Genomic DNA, 15,758 nt, shown 5'->3' on the forward strand with positions numbered 1-15,758 from the left:
TATATGGCTTTATTGTTTTTCGATATAAAAAGGTATTTATAAATCTATGGAAATAGAAATATGTGTTACACTTTTTGGGGATATGTGTTATACTAATTAATAATTTCTATTTTCATCCATACTTTGAACCGGGGAGAAGTAAGATGATAGATAGAATAAAATATTATGATTTTACACTTATGATTACACCGCTGCTGCTATGCGGGTTTGGCCTGATCATGATTTACAGCGCAAGCATGGTGACTGCGGTAATGGAAGGTTATGACAGCAATCATTATTTAATTCGCCAGCTAATGTGGTTTGCGCTCGGGCTAATCGGTTTTGCCTTTACTAGTGTGTTTCCATACCGATATTACCAAAAGCTGATGAAAATTATTATTTTAACAATCCTTATATTGTTAGCTGGATTATTTGTTTTTGGTACAGAAGTAAACATGGCAAAATCGTGGTATATCTTTGGCCCGTTAAGCATGCAGCCTTCCGAATTTGCAAAATTGGGTTTAATTATGTATCTCGCTTCCGTATACTCCAATAAACAGTCTTATTTAGACGAGTTTAATCGCGGAGTGTTGCCTCCGCTCATTATGACAGGCCTGATTATCGGAATGATCGTTTTGCAGCCCGATATTGGAACAGCCGCGATTATTTTTCTGATTGCCTGCTCTGTCATTTTTAGTTCCGGTATCCGTTTCAAACATTTGTTCTTCCTTTTCTCCATTGGTGTGCTAGTGCTTTTAGCATTTCTTCCGTTTATGAAAACAGAGGAGCGGATTTCCCGTTTCACAGGCGCATATCAGCCTTTTGAAGCGCCAGAAACCGATGGGTATCAGCTTATTCAATCCTATTTGGCCATTGGTGTTGGCGGATTAACCGGACAAGGTCTCGGACAAAGTGTTCAAAAATTAGGATACTTAACTCAGGAGTATACCGACTTTATTATGGCAATCATCGCCGAAGAGTTAGGATTTATTGGAGTCGTCATCGTTATTGGATTGTTAGCTACAATCGTTTTGCGAGGTTTGTATATTGCTAGGAAATGCCCGGACAGTTTTGGCTCGCTTCTCGCCATTGGCATCAGTTCAATGGTTGGAATTCAAACATTTATTAACCTTGGAGCCATCAGCGGCTTGCTACCCATTACTGGTGTGCCGTTGCCATTTGTAAGCTATGGCGGCTCTTCTTTGTTAATTATGTTAATTGCAATGGGGATACTAAATAATATTGCAATGAAAGTAAGAAAAGAAGAAATGACATCCGAAAGCTAACCAATTTTACATAGAGGAGGAAAAATATGAGCAGCATTCGTACAATCAATAAGTTATTAGTAGCAAACCGTGGGGAAATTGCCATTCGTGTTTTCCGTGCTTGTACGGAAATGAATATTAGAACCGTCGCAATCTATTCCAAGGAGGATTCCGGTTCTTATCACCGTTTTAAGGCAGATGAAGCATACTTGATTGGTAAAGGGAAAAAACCGATCGATGCTTATTTAGATATTGAAGGTATTATTGAACTGGCAAAAAGAGTCGGTGTGGATGCGATTCATCCGGGATATGGGTTTTTATCCGAGAATATTGAGTTTGCCCGGCGATGTGAGGAAGAAGGAATCATTTTTGTCGGTCCAACGACGGAACATTTAAGCATGTTTGGCGATAAAGTAAAAGCACGGGAACAGGCTAAGCTTGCCGGACTTCCGGTAATTCCGGGAAGTGACGGTCCGGTGAACTCCTTGGAGGAAGTAGTTTCTTTTGCCGAACAATACGGCTACCCGATCATTATTAAAGCTTCCCTCGGCGGCGGCGGAAGAGGAATGCGGATTGTCCGCAACGAAAAAAGTCTTGCTGAAGCGTACGAAAGGGCAAAGTCCGAGGCAAAAGCTGCCTTTGGCAATGATGAAATTTATGTAGAAAAACTCATCGAAAATCCAAAGCATATTGAAGTTCAAATCATTGGCGATAAGGACGGAAATATCGTCCATCTGTATGAACGGGATTGTTCTATTCAGCGCCGTCACCAAAAATTAATTGAGGTAGCACCGAGCACTTCTTTAAATGAAGCAATGCGCAAGAAGATTTGTGACGCAGCAGTTCAGCTGATGGAAAATGTCCGTTATTTGAACGCTGGCACTGTGGAGTTTTTAGTTACAGATGATGAATTTTACTTCATTGAAGTAAATCCGAGGGTTCAAGTAGAACATACGATAACGGAAATGATTACCGGCATCGACATCGTACAGACGCAAATTAAAGTAGCCCAAGGCTATCATTTGCATAGTGAAGAAATTGGCATTCCTGTACAAGACCAAATTAAGACTGTCGGTTATGCGATTCAATCAAGAATTACAACAGAGGACCCGCTAAATAATTTCATGCCGGATACAGGGAAAATTATGGCTTACCGGTCCGGAGGCGGGTTTGGCGTCAGACTCGATGCAGGAAACGCTTATCAAGGTGCAGTCATTACGCCCCATTATGACTCATTATTAGTAAAAGTTTCCACCCACGCCCTTACCTTTGAACAAGCAGCACAGAAAATGGTAAGAAATTTAAGGGAATTCCGTATCCGGGGAATCAAGACAAACATTCCGTTCCTTGAAAATGTGATGCTGCATAAACAGTTTTTATCCGGGGAATATGACACGACGTTTATCGATAAGACACCGGAATTATTCGTCTTTCCGAAAAGAAAAGACCGGGGAACGAAAATGCTCACTTATATCGGGCATACAACGGTTAACGGCTTCGAAGGCTTGAAAAAGAAAGAAAAGCCTGACTTTGATCCGTTGCAAATCCCGAAAGTAAATCATTTAGAAGATTATCCTAGAGGAACAAAACAAATTTTAGAGGAAAAAGGGCCTGAAGGTTTATCGGACTGGCTGAAAGAACAAGATCGCGTATTGCTTACCGATACCACTTTCAGAGATGCCCACCAGTCGCTGCTTGCAACGAGAATTCGTACGAAAGATTTGCTGCAAATTGCCGAACCGACAGCAAAATTGCTGCCAAATTTATTTTCCGTTGAAATGTGGGGCGGTGCAACCTTTGATGTTGCTTATCGATTCCTGAAGGAAGATCCGTGGGACAGACTGCTGAAACTAAGGGAAAAGATGCCAAATGTATTATTCCAAATGCTGCTGAGAGCAAGCAATGCCGTAGGATATACAAATTATCCGGATAATGTAATCAGTGAATTCGTCGAAAAAAGCGCCCATGCCGGAATTGACGTATTCCGGATATTTGACAGCTTAAACTGGATTGAAGGAATGATTCCAGCCATTGAGGCAGTCAGGAAGAACAACAAAATCATTGAAGCGACAATTTGCTATACCGGAGATATTCTCGATTCTTCGCGAACGAAGTACGACCTAAATTATTACAAAGAAATGGCGAAGGAACTGGAGAAAATCGGTGCGCATATTATCGGCATTAAAGATATGGCAGGACTGCTAAAACCGGAAGCGGCTTACCGTTTAATTTCAACATTGAAAGAGACGGTTGATTTGCCAATCCATCTGCATACCCATGATACGAGCGGAAACGGGATTTTTACCTATGCGCGGGCAATTGATGCTGGAGTGGATGTCGTTGACGTTGCTGTTTCAGCAATGGCAGGACATACTTCTCAGCCAAGTGCACAGACGTTGTATCATGCATTGGAAGGAAGCGAGCGCCAGCCGGAAGTGAACATCGATCATTATGAAAGTCTTTCCCGGTATTGGGAAGGTGTGCGGAATTACTACGGTGAATTTGAAAGCGGGATGAAAGCACCGCATACGGAAGTGTATTTCCATGAAATGCCAGGCGGCCAATATAGCAATTTGCAGCAGCAGGCGAAAGCGGTTGGCCTAGGTGATCGCTGGGAAGAAGTAAAAGAAATGTTCCGCCGGGTAAACGATATGTTCGGCGATATTGTGAAAGTTACCCCATCTTCCAAAGTTGTCGGCGATATGGCTTTGTTCATGGTCCAAAATAATCTGACGGAAGACGATATTTATGAACGGGGAGATACGATTGACTTTCCGGATTCAGTCATTGAATTTGTCCAAGGATATATTGGGCAGCCATATCAAGGATTTCCGCAGGAACTGCAGCGAATCATATTAAAAGGAAAAGAGCCAATTACAGTTCGCCCTGGGGAACTTCTGGATCCGGTAGATTTTCATCAAATTAAAGAAACATTATTTAAATCTTTACATCGGCAAATTACGAGCTTTGACGCCATATCCTATGCCCTATATCCAAAAGTGTTTATGGACTTCCAGAAGTTTTATGAAAAGTATGGGGATATGTCTGTCCTAGACACTCCAACCTTCTTTTATGGAATGAAGCTTGGAGAAGAAATAGAAGTGGAAATTGAACAAGGCAAGACGCTGTTTGTCCGTTTAGTTTCCATCTCCGAACCTAGACCGAACGGAACCCGTACTGTTTACTTTGAATTAAACGGCCAGCCTCGGGAAGTGACCGTCACCGATGAAAGTGTCATTTCGGAAGTAGAAACCCGGCCGAAAGCAGATCCGGGCAATGAGAAGCAAATCGGCGCAACGATGCCAGGAACTGTTCTTGATGTAAATTGCAAAAAAGGAGATCAAGTAGAAAAAGGAGATTACTTGCTGACTACGGAAGCAATGAAGATGGAAACGACCATCCAAGCGCCGTTTAAAGGAACTGTAAAAGCAGTACATGTGCAAAACGGGGATAAGATTGAAGTGGGCGATTTGCTCATCGAATTTGAATAGTAAAAAGGGTTATCCTGTCATCAGGATAACCCTTTTTATGTACGCGTATATGCAGAGCTTAAATTGGCGTCTGGTACATTTACTTCCAGCGATTGCTCTGCTTTTGCGCTTCTCGTCGAAAGAAGGACAAAATAACTTAACATACCGACATAGCATGTAATCACAAGGGCATGCATTAAGGCAACCCCAAGGTTTAGCAGAGTAAAGATGATCAGACCGCCAAAGATTACTTGAAGGGAAATTAAGAATAATGTAATTGACCAGCCCCAAAACATAATTTTGTTCCCGCGATAATGGAGAAAAACTTTAAAAAAGAACAGTACCGTCCAAATGAATAAAATGCCGGCAGCAAAACGGTGCCCCATTTGAATCCATTGTTCCAGGCTAAAACTGGCAAAAGAAAACGGCTGGCTATTGGAGCAGAGCGGCCAATCACCGCAAACTAAATTGGATTCGGTATGGCGGACGAGTGCTCCAGTATAGACGACGATGAATGTATAGATATAAAGGGAATAAATTTCAATCCGATGTTTCTTTTTAATATGCAATGCCGCGCTATCATATTTTTTATCGATTTCAAAAATAAGCAGCATTAGCAAAAATACGGATGCATAAGAGACTAAAGATATTCCGAAATGAAGGGCTAGAACAAAGTCAGATTGCCCCCAAACGACGGCTGCAGCACCGATTAGTGCTTGAATTATAAGAAAGCTTACCGACATGAAAGAAAGAAATTTAACTTCGCGAATATTGCCTATTTTTTTCCATGCAAGAACGGCAAGCAAAACGACAACGATGCCAACTAATCCGGAAACGAGACGATGGCTTAATTCCACTGCCATTTCAAAGGTAAATTCTGTCGGAACAAGCTGACCTTCACATAACGGCCAGGATTGTCCGCATCCGTCCTCCGATCCGGTCTTTGTTACGAGCGCTCCCCCCAACAATACAAACATCATTCCTACTGTTGCAGTTACCGACAACCACTTTAACGTTTTTATCATATGCGATGCCTCACTTTTGTTGTAATTTATAGTCTGCCAGATGAATATTTATTCGTATATTTCAGTTCACGAATTCATTTCTAGGAAAATTAGCAGTTATTTTTGACAAATTTTTGAATAAATTCGCTGTTTTGAATATTCGTCTTTAGCCTATAATATAATTATTTCTAAATTTAAGTAAAGCAAAATGCTTATATATCAACCCCTATCCAATACTAACATGTTTTATTTTTATTTTCACTATGGAAATAGTAAAAACCTTGCATTATGAACTATATTTTGCTAGAAATAGATTAAGGATACTTTTATATTTCTGCCTAATACAGCAATGACGAAGGATGTTACGTTCAATTGCTTAGGAATGGACTTGGAATCAGCAATCATTGGAAATGGTCTGGAATAGGCAATAGGACACCGTCCCTTACATGTTTGTCTTATCAACACGTCCTCTATTAACAAACTAGTTACTTGCATGCTGTGAGGAGGGATATACAGACTGGGAATTAACGACAAAACCTAAAAGATTAGGTCCAAAAATTGGTAATGTCAGAAACATGCCGGGAATTTTAGTGAAAAACATAAAGGGACGAGTTGCATTCCGGTAAATTTCGTAAAGCTTACCTGTAATGATTATTGTTTTTTGTATTAAACTAATCATTACAATGTATTTTGGCTTTATCTGATTTTTTTTATAATCCAATGCCTGCTATGTTGCGCCAGGTTAACAATCAGCAATTCATTTTGGCTGATTCGTAATGTATGATGTTTCCGGCACGTTTTAGCGATTAATTTGGAACTTCGGTATTGCTTCATTTTGACATGCCAATTTTTTATTATTTTAAATTACAGAAAGAGAGGTATAAACACATGAAAAGCCGGATGGGAAAAGTTAAGTTATTTCTTTTATTTGGAATTACGTCATTGGTGTTAGCAGCTTGCGGCAAAGAGAATTTAACCTCTTTGGATCCAAAAGGCTACGGGGCAGAATCATCCTTTAATATCATGATGCTATCCCTTATTATCATGATTGGTGTATTTTTAGTTGTTATTGTTATTTACACGCTTGCCCTTATTCGTTTCCGCCAGAAGAAAGGACAGGAAAATTACATTCCTAAACAGGTGGAAGGGAACCACAAACTTGAAGTATTGTGGACTTCTATTCCGATTCTTTTAGTACTAATCCTTGCTATTCCAACGGTCATATCTGTATTCGATCTTGCAGATGAAACCGATGCAAGCAGTTCGATTAATATTGATGTAACAGGCAATCAGTATTGGTGGAATTTCGATTATACTGGTGAAGAGATTCAAACAAGCCAAGACTTGTACATACCAGTTGGAGAAAAAGTATATTTACATGTGAAATCCTCTGACGTTGTTCACTCTTTTTGGGTGCCGACTATTTCCGGAAAAATTGATGCAAACCCGGAAAACACAAATACGATGTATATAGAAGCATATGAAGAAGGAGTATATTGGGGCAAATGTGCTGAACTTTGCGGCCCATCCCATTCATTAATGGACTTTAAAGTAATTGCAGTCAGTCCTGAAAAATATGAGCAATGGGTAGCAGATATGCAAAACGCAGATCCGGAGGAAGTACCGGCTGAAGCTGTAGCACAAGAAGGAAAAGAATTGTTTGAGTCAAAAAGTTGTATTGCATGTCATGCAATCGGTTCCTCTCCTAATGCTGTCGGTCCGAATTTAACGAACTATGCCAATCGGACAACGGTTGCAGGTATTAAAGATGTTACGAAGGAAAACCTGGTGGAATGGCTGCTCGATCCGGAATCGATTAAGCCAGGAAACTTGATGACAGGAAATTACCCTGAACTGACAGAAGACGAAGCAAATAGCATTGCTGAATATTTACTTCAGCTTGACCATTCCGAAGTGACTCCTCAAAGCATCGGTGAATGGTAATGGCAGAATTTGGGAGGAAGTCTTACAGAACAATAGGGAGGTATAAACATTGAGTTTAGCATCTGCTCAGAAGAAAGGCTTCGGTGCTATTTTGTGGGATTATCTGACGACAGTCGACCATAAAAAAATCGGCGTCATGTATATAGCGGCTGGAGCATTTTTCTTCATTCTTGGTGGAATTGAATCGTTAGTCATCCGAGTTCAATTAATGGTTCCAGAAAACGATTTCGTCAGTGCGGGCCTTTATAATGAAATGATAACGATGCACGGTACAACGATGATTTTCTTTGCGGCAATGCCGATATTGCTTGGCTTTATGAACGTGGCCGTACCGTTGCAAATCGGGGCCCGGGACGTGGCGTTTCCATTTTTAAATGCACTTGGTTTTTGGCTGTTCTTATTTGGAGGAATACTGTTAAACTTAAGCTGGATTTTTGGCGCACCTGATGCGGGCTGGACCGCTTATCCGCCGCTATCCACCCAGTCACCGGGACACGGGACAGACTTTTACGTTATGGCGCTGCAGCTATCCGGTGCCGGTACATTGATGGGGGGAATTAACTTCATCGTAACGATTGTAACAATGCGCGCGCCAGGCATGACGTATATGCGTATGCCGTTATTCAGCTGGACGACGTTTGTAACAAGCATTCTGATTTTATTTGCTTTTCCAGCATTTACTGTGGCTTTATTCCTGTTAATGTTTGATCGTATGTTTGATTCCGCATTTTTTGATATTGCACTTGGAGGAAATGCGGTTATTTGGCAGCATTTGTTCTGGATTTTTGCACATCCGGAAGTATATATCTTGATTTTGCCGGCCTTTGGAATATTTAGTGAGATTTTCTCGGTATTCTCGAAGAAAAGGCTGTTCGGTTACACTTCCATGGTGTTCGCAACGTTCTTGATTGCCTTTTTAGGATTTATGGTATGGGCCCACCATATGTTTACAGTTGGTCTCGGTTCCGTTGCTAACGCAATTTTTGCGGTTGGAACGATGGCAATTGCCGTACCGACGGGAATTAAAATTTTTAACTGGCTGGCAACAATGTGGGGAGGAAGCATTCGAATCTCCACAGCGATGCTCTGGGCGTTAGCGTTTATTCCGTCGTTTACCATTGGCGGTATGACAGGGGTTATGCTCGGTGCTGCAACGGCAGACTATCAATACCATGATACGTACTTTGTTGTTGCCCACTTCCACTATGTACTCGTTGGGGGAGTAGTATTCGGTATCATGGCTGGTCTCCATTACTGGTGGCCGCTTATGTTCAGAAGAGTATTAAATGAAACGTTAGGCAAACTTGCCTTCTGGCTATTCTTTATCGGATTCCATTTAACGTTCTTTATTCAGCATTTCCTTGGATTAATGGGGATGCCGCGCCGTTACTGGGTATTCCTTGAAGATCAAGGATTAGACTTGGGGAACTTGGTAAGTACAATCGGTGCGTTTTTCATGGCGGCTGGAGCAATTGTATTTGTAATCAATATTATTTATACGGCGGTGAAAGGAGAAAAAGCACCTCAAGATCCGTGGAACGGCCGTACGTTAGAATGGGCAGTTCCTTCACCGACACCGTTCTACAATTTTAAACAATTGCCTTTAGTCCGCGGCCTAGACCCGCTCTGGATTGAGAAAATGGAAGGAAACGGCAAATTAACAGCTGCTGAACCGTTAAATGATATCCATATGCCAAATGGTTCCATTATTCCATTCGTCATGACGGTCGGATTCTTCATTGCATCCCTAGGGTTTATTTATCAATATGAGTATCCGATTGCATATCTTGCTCTTTACGGCGGAATGGCTATAGGAATTGGCGGAATGATTGTCCGTTCCTTGAAGGATGACCACGGATACTATGTCCGGAAAGAAGAATTAGAAGGGGAGGTTGAATAAAAATGAGTCACGATTATTCGCTGAATCCCGAAAAACTCCATGAAGACCCAGCAAAAGTTACGCATGAAGGGAAAAATAAATTTATCGGCTTATGGGTATTCCTAGGCGGAGAAACCGTCTTGTTCGCCTCCCTTTTTGCAACTTATCTTGCATTAAAAAATTCTACTGCTGGCGGACCAAGCTCACAGGAAATATTCGGACTGGAACTTGTATTTATCATGACGATGCTATTGTTAACAAGTTCTTTAACGAGTGTATATGCGATTTACCATATGAAAAACCATAATTTCCGGAAAATGCAGCTTTGGTTTGGGATTACCGCCTTTTTAGGACTCGGCTTTTTAGCATGTGAAATTTATGAGTTTGCCCATTATATTACGGATTACGGATTTACATTCCGTTCCTCCGCCTTTGGTTCTGCCTTCTATACGCTCGTAGGTTTCCACGGCGGTCACGTCATTGTAGGAATGAGCTGGCTCATCGCATTAATGGTCCGAAACGCCAAACGAGGGTTGAACCTATATAATGCCCCTAAATATAATACGTTTGCATTGTACTGGCACTTTATCGATGTGGTGTGGGTATTCATCTTTACGGTAGTATATTTAATGGGGATGGTGAGCTAAATTATGGGAGAAAACACGAACATTGAAAAAGTGAACTCCTTTGAAAGACAAAAGAATCGGGAGGAAATGAAACGGCAATTTATTCTGTTTGCCTCGATGATTATCTTTACTATTCTTGCGTTTTTGCTTGTGGCATGGGACATGGATAGGACCTATGTCATTCCGATAATCATCGTCCTTGCAGTTATTCAAGTTGCATTTCAATTTTTCTACTTCATGCATATGAAGGATAAAGGACATGAATTTGTTTCCATTCTTATATATGGCGGTGCGTGGATAGCCTTTGTCATGGCCATTTGTTTTACGACGATTATTTGGTGGTAGAAAAAAATCGGGAGTATCTCCCGATTTTTTCATCAATGATATGGAGAATAATGACGATTCCCTGTATATTAGTTGCAGCAATAAGTATAGGTTGGAAGAATATTGGAATGAAAAACTAGATTACATTTATTGATGACTTGGAGTGGATTACCATGTGGTTAGAATTGCAAATATTTGGTTTCCGTGCATTATGGAGCCCGTTCTTCTTTTTGATGGTCGTATTATGTGGTCTTTTCTATCATTTTCTATTCTTTCGCAAGTTTAAAACGAAAGAAAAGCCGACGATAAAACAGCAAATCTCATTTTATATTGGTTTATTGCTATTATACATTGCGAAAGGATCCCCCGTTGATTTATTGTCCCATATAACCTTGACCGCTCACATGATTCAAATGGCTACCTTTTTGCTTTTAGTGCCGATTCTGTTTATTAAAGGTTTGCCTGCATGGGTTTGGGAAAAAATTTTATTGGCTCCAAAGATTAAGCCGATCGTTCAACTGCTGACGAAGCCAGTTATCGCTTTGCTATTTTTTAATGGGCTGTTTAGTTTTTACCATTTGCCGTTGCTTTTTAATTTCTCCAAAGAAACGCCTGTTGCTCATTTTACCATCCATGCTGCATTATTTTTCGCCGCATTTATCATGTGGCTGCCGTTAATGGCTCCGGTAAAAGAAATTAATAAATTGAAACCTTTGTTAAAAATTGTTTATATTTTTGTGAACAGTGTTTTAATTACCCCAGCATGTGCTATGATTATATTTGCACCGGATCCTTTATATGAAGCATATATGGAAACCGGCGCCTGGATTACTGCCCTTAGTTTATGTGTTCCAAATGATGTGTTGCAAGGAATAAGCGGAGTATTAACCGGTCCGGATTTATTTTCACCATTAGGAATTCGGGAAGACCAGCAGCTCGGCGGCATTGTAATGAAGCTCGTTCAGGAATTTATTTACGGAACAGTACTTGTAATGATTATTAGACAATGGTTTAAAGAAGAAAACAGACCAGTTGATCCATTGCCAAGCACTTCATATCATTCTTCCTAACCTATAAACAATTACGAAATGAGGGAACTTTGTACAGATGCTTTTATTACCGACAATAAGTACAGCATTTATTCTAATCAGTGCCATTCTTGTAGCTGTCGGATGGAGACTGATAAAACAAGGTAAGCGAAAAGCCCATGAAAAAACGATGATTGCCGCTTCAATCAGTGCCTTGCTATTTTTTATCATTTATATGTCCCGAACCGTTTTCGTCGGAAATACTAGTTTTGGAGGACCAGAACATTTAGAAATTTACTATACCCTTTTCCTCATCTTTCATATTATATTATCGACGAGCGGTGCCGTATTCGGGATTATCACCCTTATTTTTGCTTTCAAGGGCAAGTTTGCGAAACATCGAAAAATCGGACCGATTACTGCAGTCATTTGGTTTTTTACCGCTGCAACGGGAATTATGGTTTATTTATTTTTATATGTTTTGTTTGATGTTGGAGAAACAACGAATCTGTTCAGGGCGATTTGGGGATTTTAAGCAAGAAAAAAACAGGGCATTTCCCTATCATATTAGGGATAACCCTGTTTTTATTATTGTTTTTTGTGGGGAGCCAAATCATTTGCAAGTTTTGTTAAGAGTGTTTTTGCTTTTTCAATTAATTCAGGAGGAAAGTTTTCTTCCTCTCCATATTCGACACCGTGCGGATAATAGTGTTTTCCGATAAATGGAGTCAGTAATTTAATCACTGCATCTCCTGAATCTACGTCACCTTCAAGGGCGCGGCCTTGCAGGCGGATATAGTATGTAACATTTTTTTCATCGGATTCCACTTTATAATCGTATGTAACACGATCATAATCCCATTGGCCGGCACGGATAAATGCATTTTTTCCAGTTAAATGGTCCAATGGTTTCTGGTTGATTACGATATTGTCCAATCCTGTATTTTCAATGATCATTCTGTTCACCTCACATTTTTGTTCTCATTAAATTATATTAGTACGAAAACCGCGAATATGCAATGAAAATCCGGTAAATCACGAATTTGTCACAACTCTTCTTTATAGTAATTCATATAAAAATAATAGAGAAATAAGAATGAAACGTATATTAGTGTCATAGTATGATAATAGGTAGAACAGAAAAAGGGGAAGTTTGTATGCGTATAGTTAAAGTATCGATGATAATTGTTATTGCAATGATGCTTTCATTTCTATTTCTCGAAAATAGAGATGGAAATGATCACAACTTTGTTGAGGGAATGTACCGTAATATAAAAGAGAAAACTACTGAACTTGAAGAGAAAGCAATGCTTGAAAAAGGCCCGCCTGCCAAGGAAGAATTGCTGCAGTGGATCGGAAAATCTTCCAATAAACTAGCAGAAATCTACGGTGAACCGAATCGCATTGATCAGAGCGCCTATGATTACCAATGGTGGGTGTATAATGAGGATTACGATCAATATGTACAGTTTGGCATTGAAGAGGAAAAAATTGTGACCATTTTTGCAGCAGGAAAGAATATGCAAGTCGATCCTCTTTCAATTGGCCAATCGCAAGAAGAAGTAAAGAAGCATTTCCCCTTTACCGATGAGATTACGTATCAAGCAGGAGTATCTTCTTATACATTTCATATGACAGAAGAAGACATGAAAACGAGGCCGTTAGTTCGCTGGAAAAATGATGTGTTTATTCAGCTGTATTTTGACTCTTTTACCGATACTCTCTCTTCTATACGTATAATTGATGGAGAAACATTATTAAAACACCGCCCGTATGAAATCGTTTATCGCGGCAATCTGCCAGACGAGCCGTATTTATCCGACGAAGAATGGCGGGAGGTCGAAACAGGGATGGAAAGGCAAATATTGGATTTAACAAACGTATATAGAAATTATCACGGCGTTTCTCCTTTGAAACTGGACGAGGCAGTCAGTGAAGTGGCCTATCTTCACAGTAAAGATATGGGAGAGAATGAGTATTTTTCCCATGTCTCTCTGAATGGGGACGGCTTAAAAGAACGACTGGCAAAAAATGAAGTCTATTATATAGCCGCCGGAGAAAATATCGCCGCCCAATATCCGGATGCCATTGCTGCCATGGAAGGATGGCAAAACAGTAAAGGGCACCGGGAAGCATTGTTTAGTAAAGAATATACCCATATAGGAATTGGCGTTTTTCGCCTATACTATACACAAAACTTTCTAACGAAAGCAGCGGATTAAAAGACCTGTACAGACAAGGTCTTTTTTTCTGCTTTCAACAGGCTGATGCACATTACAGCATTAGGTGCATACCTTATAGGATAGGAGGAGAACATTTTTCTGCAATGGGGTGGACCTATGGAAAATGAAAAAAAAATGCATCCATCAGTTATTGAATTTAAACATTTTATTAATGAACATCCGGGCATATTAAAAGAAATCAGAAAAAGCGGCCGTTCCTGGCAAGAGTATTATGAAAAGTGGATATTGCTTGGCGAAGAAGATCCGTATTGGCAGCAGTTTATCGAAAATGAAAAAAAAGAAAAAAAAGAGAGTGCGAGCGAGGAGAAAAATTTTGAATTATTTCAGCAGCTAATCAAGCTGACTGAAAATTTAGATGTCAACAAAATTCAGCATCAAGTTACCAATTTAAGCAAAACGGTCTCAACGATACAGGAAATGATTGAGCAATTTCAGCAATCGAAAAACAAATCGAATCCTGAGCCGGGACCGTTCCATTGGTTTCGAGATTAGGGAGGGGAATAAATGGATGCCTCTACGTATCAGTATTTATTGAGCAAACCAGAACTGCTTCATTTTATTCGCCAGGAGCCTGTATGGTACCGTTATTTGTCGAGAGATCCGGACAGTTTGGCGTTGATGGAAAAGGAAGCAAAAATATTCTTCGGGAAAACGGTATCCCAACGTTTAGGAAAAATGAACCGTCAAGTACAGATGGTGCATATGCTGCTGCAATTGGCAAACGCAATGAAGGATTAAAGCCAAAATATCTTGCTTCCCCTATCATTTCAAATCCGAAATGATTTTATTACCGTTCATTAAATGGTAATATGAAGGTGGAGGTGTTAACATGATAGGCACTATCGAGTATGCAGAAATCCTGGATCGTTCCGAGCAGCTCGGGAAAATGATCATGGAATCCGAAGTGATGGAAGCATACAGGCAATCAAAAATTGCCTTATTAGAAGATAAAGAAGCGCAAAAGCTGATTCAAGCCTTTGCCGATATGAAGAGCCATTATGATGATATTCAGCGATTTGGCAGATATCATCCTGATTATAATATAATTATGAAAAAAGTTAGGGCAGCGAAGAGGGAAATGGATATGAATGAAAAAGTAGCTGCTTTTAAAATGGCGGAACGGAATGTTCAACGGTTATTGGATGAAATTTGCCTGCACGTTGCCCAAAGTGTAAGCAGTCAAATAAAAGTGCCTATCGAAGGTGCTGCATTAACGGATACCGGCTGCGGCCATGGCGGTTCATGTGGCTGTGCATCATAATCTGTCACCTGACTTTCGGCTTGGAAGTCAGGTGACAAATGATTACATATGAAATGGGAAGAAATGAGTGAGGAGTCAGTAATGAAAATAAGCCGTCAAGGACTTATCGTTTGGTTCCATCATATGCGGGATTTAAAACAAATCAGACGATACGGGAATTTAATTTATGCATCTAGAAAATTAAAGTATGCTGTATTATATGTAAACCAGTCAGATATAGAGGAGATTGAAAGAAAACTCGCCAATCTTCCTTTTGTGTCTAGGCTGGAGAGATCTTACCGCCCGTTTTTGCGGACAAACTTTGAAAATGCCAAGCCTGATAAGGCAAAGCAGTATGACTATAAAATGGGAATTTAAAGCTGAATAATCAATAGGAAAAAGAAAAAACCTGCAGAAAATATACTTCTGCAGGTCCCTTTGTTTTTACTAAGAAAAACAAATAGGCAAAGGGAGAGGAGAAACCGGAGGAAGAACTTATGGGGAAGTTTAAGTCTTCTCCGTGTTTTGAAACAACCTAGTTAACTAGTTGTATCACTAATCATTATGTACGCTTTAAAAAAATCTATACGTTTTTTTCAACAATTTTTTAAGCAAGTTGTGGAAAATAACACGGATACTATCGAGTATGAGTAAAATGTTTACGGGTCTATAATTACAATTTTCTAACGATTTAATGAAAAAAAGAAGGAGGACTCTCCCCTTTGATATAATAGTTTTTGTGTAGAAAACTAACAA

General features: G+C 40.0%; 15 protein-coding genes. 13 read left to right on the plus strand and 2 right to left on the minus strand.

The window, feature by feature from the left end; genetic code table 11:
• Positions 1 to 143: 143 nt before the first annotated feature.
• Both ftsW and pyc read left to right on the plus strand, forming a co-directional pair.
• On the plus strand, positions 144 to 1,265 hold the full coding sequence (gene ftsW / locus IEV18_RS04450) for a putative lipid II flippase FtsW (RefSeq protein ID WP_188391176.1): 1,122 nt from the start codon (positions 144 to 146) through the stop codon (positions 1,263 to 1,265).
• Positions 1,266 to 1,291: 26 nt separating this feature from the next.
• Complete coding sequence (gene pyc / locus IEV18_RS04455) at positions 1,292 to 4,735, plus strand: pyruvate carboxylase (protein WP_188391177.1); 3,444 nt, start codon at positions 1,292 to 1,294, stop codon at positions 4,733 to 4,735.
• A gap of 35 nt (positions 4,736 to 4,770) precedes the next feature.
• Here pyc and IEV18_RS04460 read toward each other — a convergent pair whose 3' ends face one another.
• Entirely contained in the window at positions 4,771 to 5,739 is a 969-nt protein-coding gene (locus tag IEV18_RS04460; RefSeq protein ID WP_188391178.1) for a COX15/CtaA family protein, read from the minus strand.
• 867 nt (positions 5,740 to 6,606) lie between these two features.
• Between IEV18_RS04460 and coxB the strand changes: the two genes are divergently transcribed.
• The 6 genes from coxB to IEV18_RS04490 all read left to right on the plus strand — a co-directional run bounded on the left by coxB (position 6,607) and on the right by IEV18_RS04490 (position 12,054).
• Complete coding sequence (coxB, locus tag IEV18_RS04465; protein WP_188391179.1) at positions 6,607 to 7,662, plus strand: cytochrome c oxidase subunit II; 1,056 nt, start codon at positions 6,607 to 6,609, stop codon at positions 7,660 to 7,662.
• A gap of 49 nt (positions 7,663 to 7,711) precedes the next feature.
• Positions 7,712 to 9,562 (plus strand): cytochrome c oxidase subunit I, encoded by a 1,851-nt coding sequence (gene ctaD / locus IEV18_RS04470; protein ID WP_188391180.1) that lies wholly within the window; start codon positions 7,712 to 7,714, stop codon positions 9,560 to 9,562.
• A gap of 2 nt (positions 9,563 to 9,564) precedes the next feature.
• Positions 9,565 to 10,188: a cytochrome (ubi)quinol oxidase subunit III gene (locus IEV18_RS04475; protein ID WP_188391181.1), complete on the plus strand. Its 624-nt coding sequence runs from the start codon at positions 9,565 to 9,567 to the stop codon at positions 10,186 to 10,188.
• A 3-nt stretch (positions 10,189 to 10,191) separates the two neighbouring features.
• A complete protein-coding gene (ctaF, locus tag IEV18_RS04480; protein WP_188391182.1) occupies positions 10,192 to 10,512 on the plus strand; it encodes a cytochrome c oxidase subunit IVB in 321 nt (106 codons plus the stop codon).
• Between the two features lie 152 nt (positions 10,513 to 10,664).
• Positions 10,665 to 11,561 carry a cytochrome c oxidase assembly factor CtaG gene (ctaG, locus tag IEV18_RS04485; RefSeq protein ID WP_188391183.1) on the plus strand — a complete coding sequence of 299 codons (897 nt, stop codon included), beginning with the start codon at positions 10,665 to 10,667 and terminating at the stop codon, positions 11,559 to 11,561.
• A gap of 37 nt (positions 11,562 to 11,598) precedes the next feature.
• Positions 11,599 to 12,054 carry a DUF420 domain-containing protein gene (locus IEV18_RS04490; RefSeq protein ID WP_188391184.1) on the plus strand — a complete coding sequence of 152 codons (456 nt, stop codon included), beginning with the start codon at positions 11,599 to 11,601 and terminating at the stop codon, positions 12,052 to 12,054.
• 53 nt (positions 12,055 to 12,107) lie between these two features.
• On the opposite strand, the gene IEV18_RS04495 is transcribed toward IEV18_RS04490, so the two are convergent.
• Complete coding sequence (locus IEV18_RS04495) at positions 12,108 to 12,476, minus strand: YugN family protein (protein WP_188391185.1); 369 nt, start codon at positions 12,474 to 12,476, stop codon at positions 12,108 to 12,110.
• Positions 12,477 to 12,676: 200 nt separating this feature from the next.
• On the opposite strand from IEV18_RS04495, the gene IEV18_RS04500 reads away from it, so the two are divergent.
• The 5 genes from IEV18_RS04500 (at position 12,677) to IEV18_RS04520 (ending at position 15,380) form a co-directional block, all read left to right on the plus strand.
• Positions 12,677 to 13,741: a CAP domain-containing protein gene (locus IEV18_RS04500; RefSeq protein WP_188391186.1), complete on the plus strand. Its 1,065-nt coding sequence runs from the start codon at positions 12,677 to 12,679 to the stop codon at positions 13,739 to 13,741.
• Between the two features lie 117 nt (positions 13,742 to 13,858).
• Entirely contained in the window at positions 13,859 to 14,254 is a 396-nt protein-coding gene (gene ylbD, locus IEV18_RS04505; RefSeq protein ID WP_188391187.1) for a spore coat protein YlbD, read from the plus strand.
• 12 nt (positions 14,255 to 14,266) lie between these two features.
• Positions 14,267 to 14,500, plus strand: coding sequence for a YlbE-like family protein (locus IEV18_RS04510; protein ID WP_188391188.1), 234 nt, complete (start codon positions 14,267 to 14,269; stop codon positions 14,498 to 14,500).
• Between the two features lie 91 nt (positions 14,501 to 14,591).
• Positions 14,592 to 15,023, plus strand: coding sequence for a YlbF/YmcA family competence regulator (locus IEV18_RS04515; RefSeq protein WP_188391189.1), 432 nt, complete (start codon positions 14,592 to 14,594; stop codon positions 15,021 to 15,023).
• A gap of 81 nt (positions 15,024 to 15,104) precedes the next feature.
• Positions 15,105 to 15,380, plus strand: a complete 276-nt coding sequence (locus IEV18_RS04520; protein ID WP_188391190.1) for a YlbG family protein — start codon at positions 15,105 to 15,107, stop codon at positions 15,378 to 15,380.
• The last annotated feature ends 378 nt before the right edge of the window (positions 15,381 to 15,758 follow it).

The organism is Compostibacillus humi, assembly GCF_014637175.1.
Classification (GTDB): domain Bacteria; phylum Bacillota; class Bacilli; order Bacillales; family Amphibacillaceae; genus Oceanobacillus; species Oceanobacillus humi.

Coding starts and splice junctions, on each gene's coding strand:
- IEV18_RS04495 (WP_188391185.1), bottom strand. CDS start 12,476: ATGATCATTGAAAATACAGGATTGGACAATATCGTAATCAACCAGAAA.
- IEV18_RS04515 (WP_188391189.1), top strand. CDS start 14,592: ATGATAGGCACTATCGAGTATGCAGAAATCCTGGATCGTTCCGAGCAG.
- IEV18_RS04520 (WP_188391190.1), top strand. CDS start 15,105: ATGAAAATAAGCCGTCAAGGACTTATCGTTTGGTTCCATCATATGCGG.
- IEV18_RS04475 (WP_188391181.1), top strand. CDS start 9,565: ATGAGTCACGATTATTCGCTGAATCCCGAAAAACTCCATGAAGACCCA.
- ctaG (WP_188391183.1), top strand. CDS start 10,665: ATGTGGTTAGAATTGCAAATATTTGGTTTCCGTGCATTATGGAGCCCG.
- IEV18_RS04500 (WP_188391186.1), top strand. CDS start 12,677: ATGCGTATAGTTAAAGTATCGATGATAATTGTTATTGCAATGATGCTT.
- coxB (WP_188391179.1), top strand. CDS start 6,607: ATGAAAAGCCGGATGGGAAAAGTTAAGTTATTTCTTTTATTTGGAATT.
- ftsW (WP_188391176.1), top strand. CDS start 144: ATGATAGATAGAATAAAATATTATGATTTTACACTTATGATTACACCG.
- ylbD (WP_188391187.1), top strand. CDS start 13,859: ATGGAAAATGAAAAAAAAATGCATCCATCAGTTATTGAATTTAAACAT.
- pyc (WP_188391177.1), top strand. CDS start 1,292: ATGAGCAGCATTCGTACAATCAATAAGTTATTAGTAGCAAACCGTGGG.
- IEV18_RS04510 (WP_188391188.1), top strand. CDS start 14,267: ATGGATGCCTCTACGTATCAGTATTTATTGAGCAAACCAGAACTGCTT.
- ctaF (WP_188391182.1), top strand. CDS start 10,192: ATGGGAGAAAACACGAACATTGAAAAAGTGAACTCCTTTGAAAGACAA.
- IEV18_RS04460 (WP_188391178.1), bottom strand. CDS start 5,739: ATGATAAAAACGTTAAAGTGGTTGTCGGTAACTGCAACAGTAGGAATG.
- IEV18_RS04490 (WP_188391184.1), top strand. CDS start 11,599: ATGCTTTTATTACCGACAATAAGTACAGCATTTATTCTAATCAGTGCC.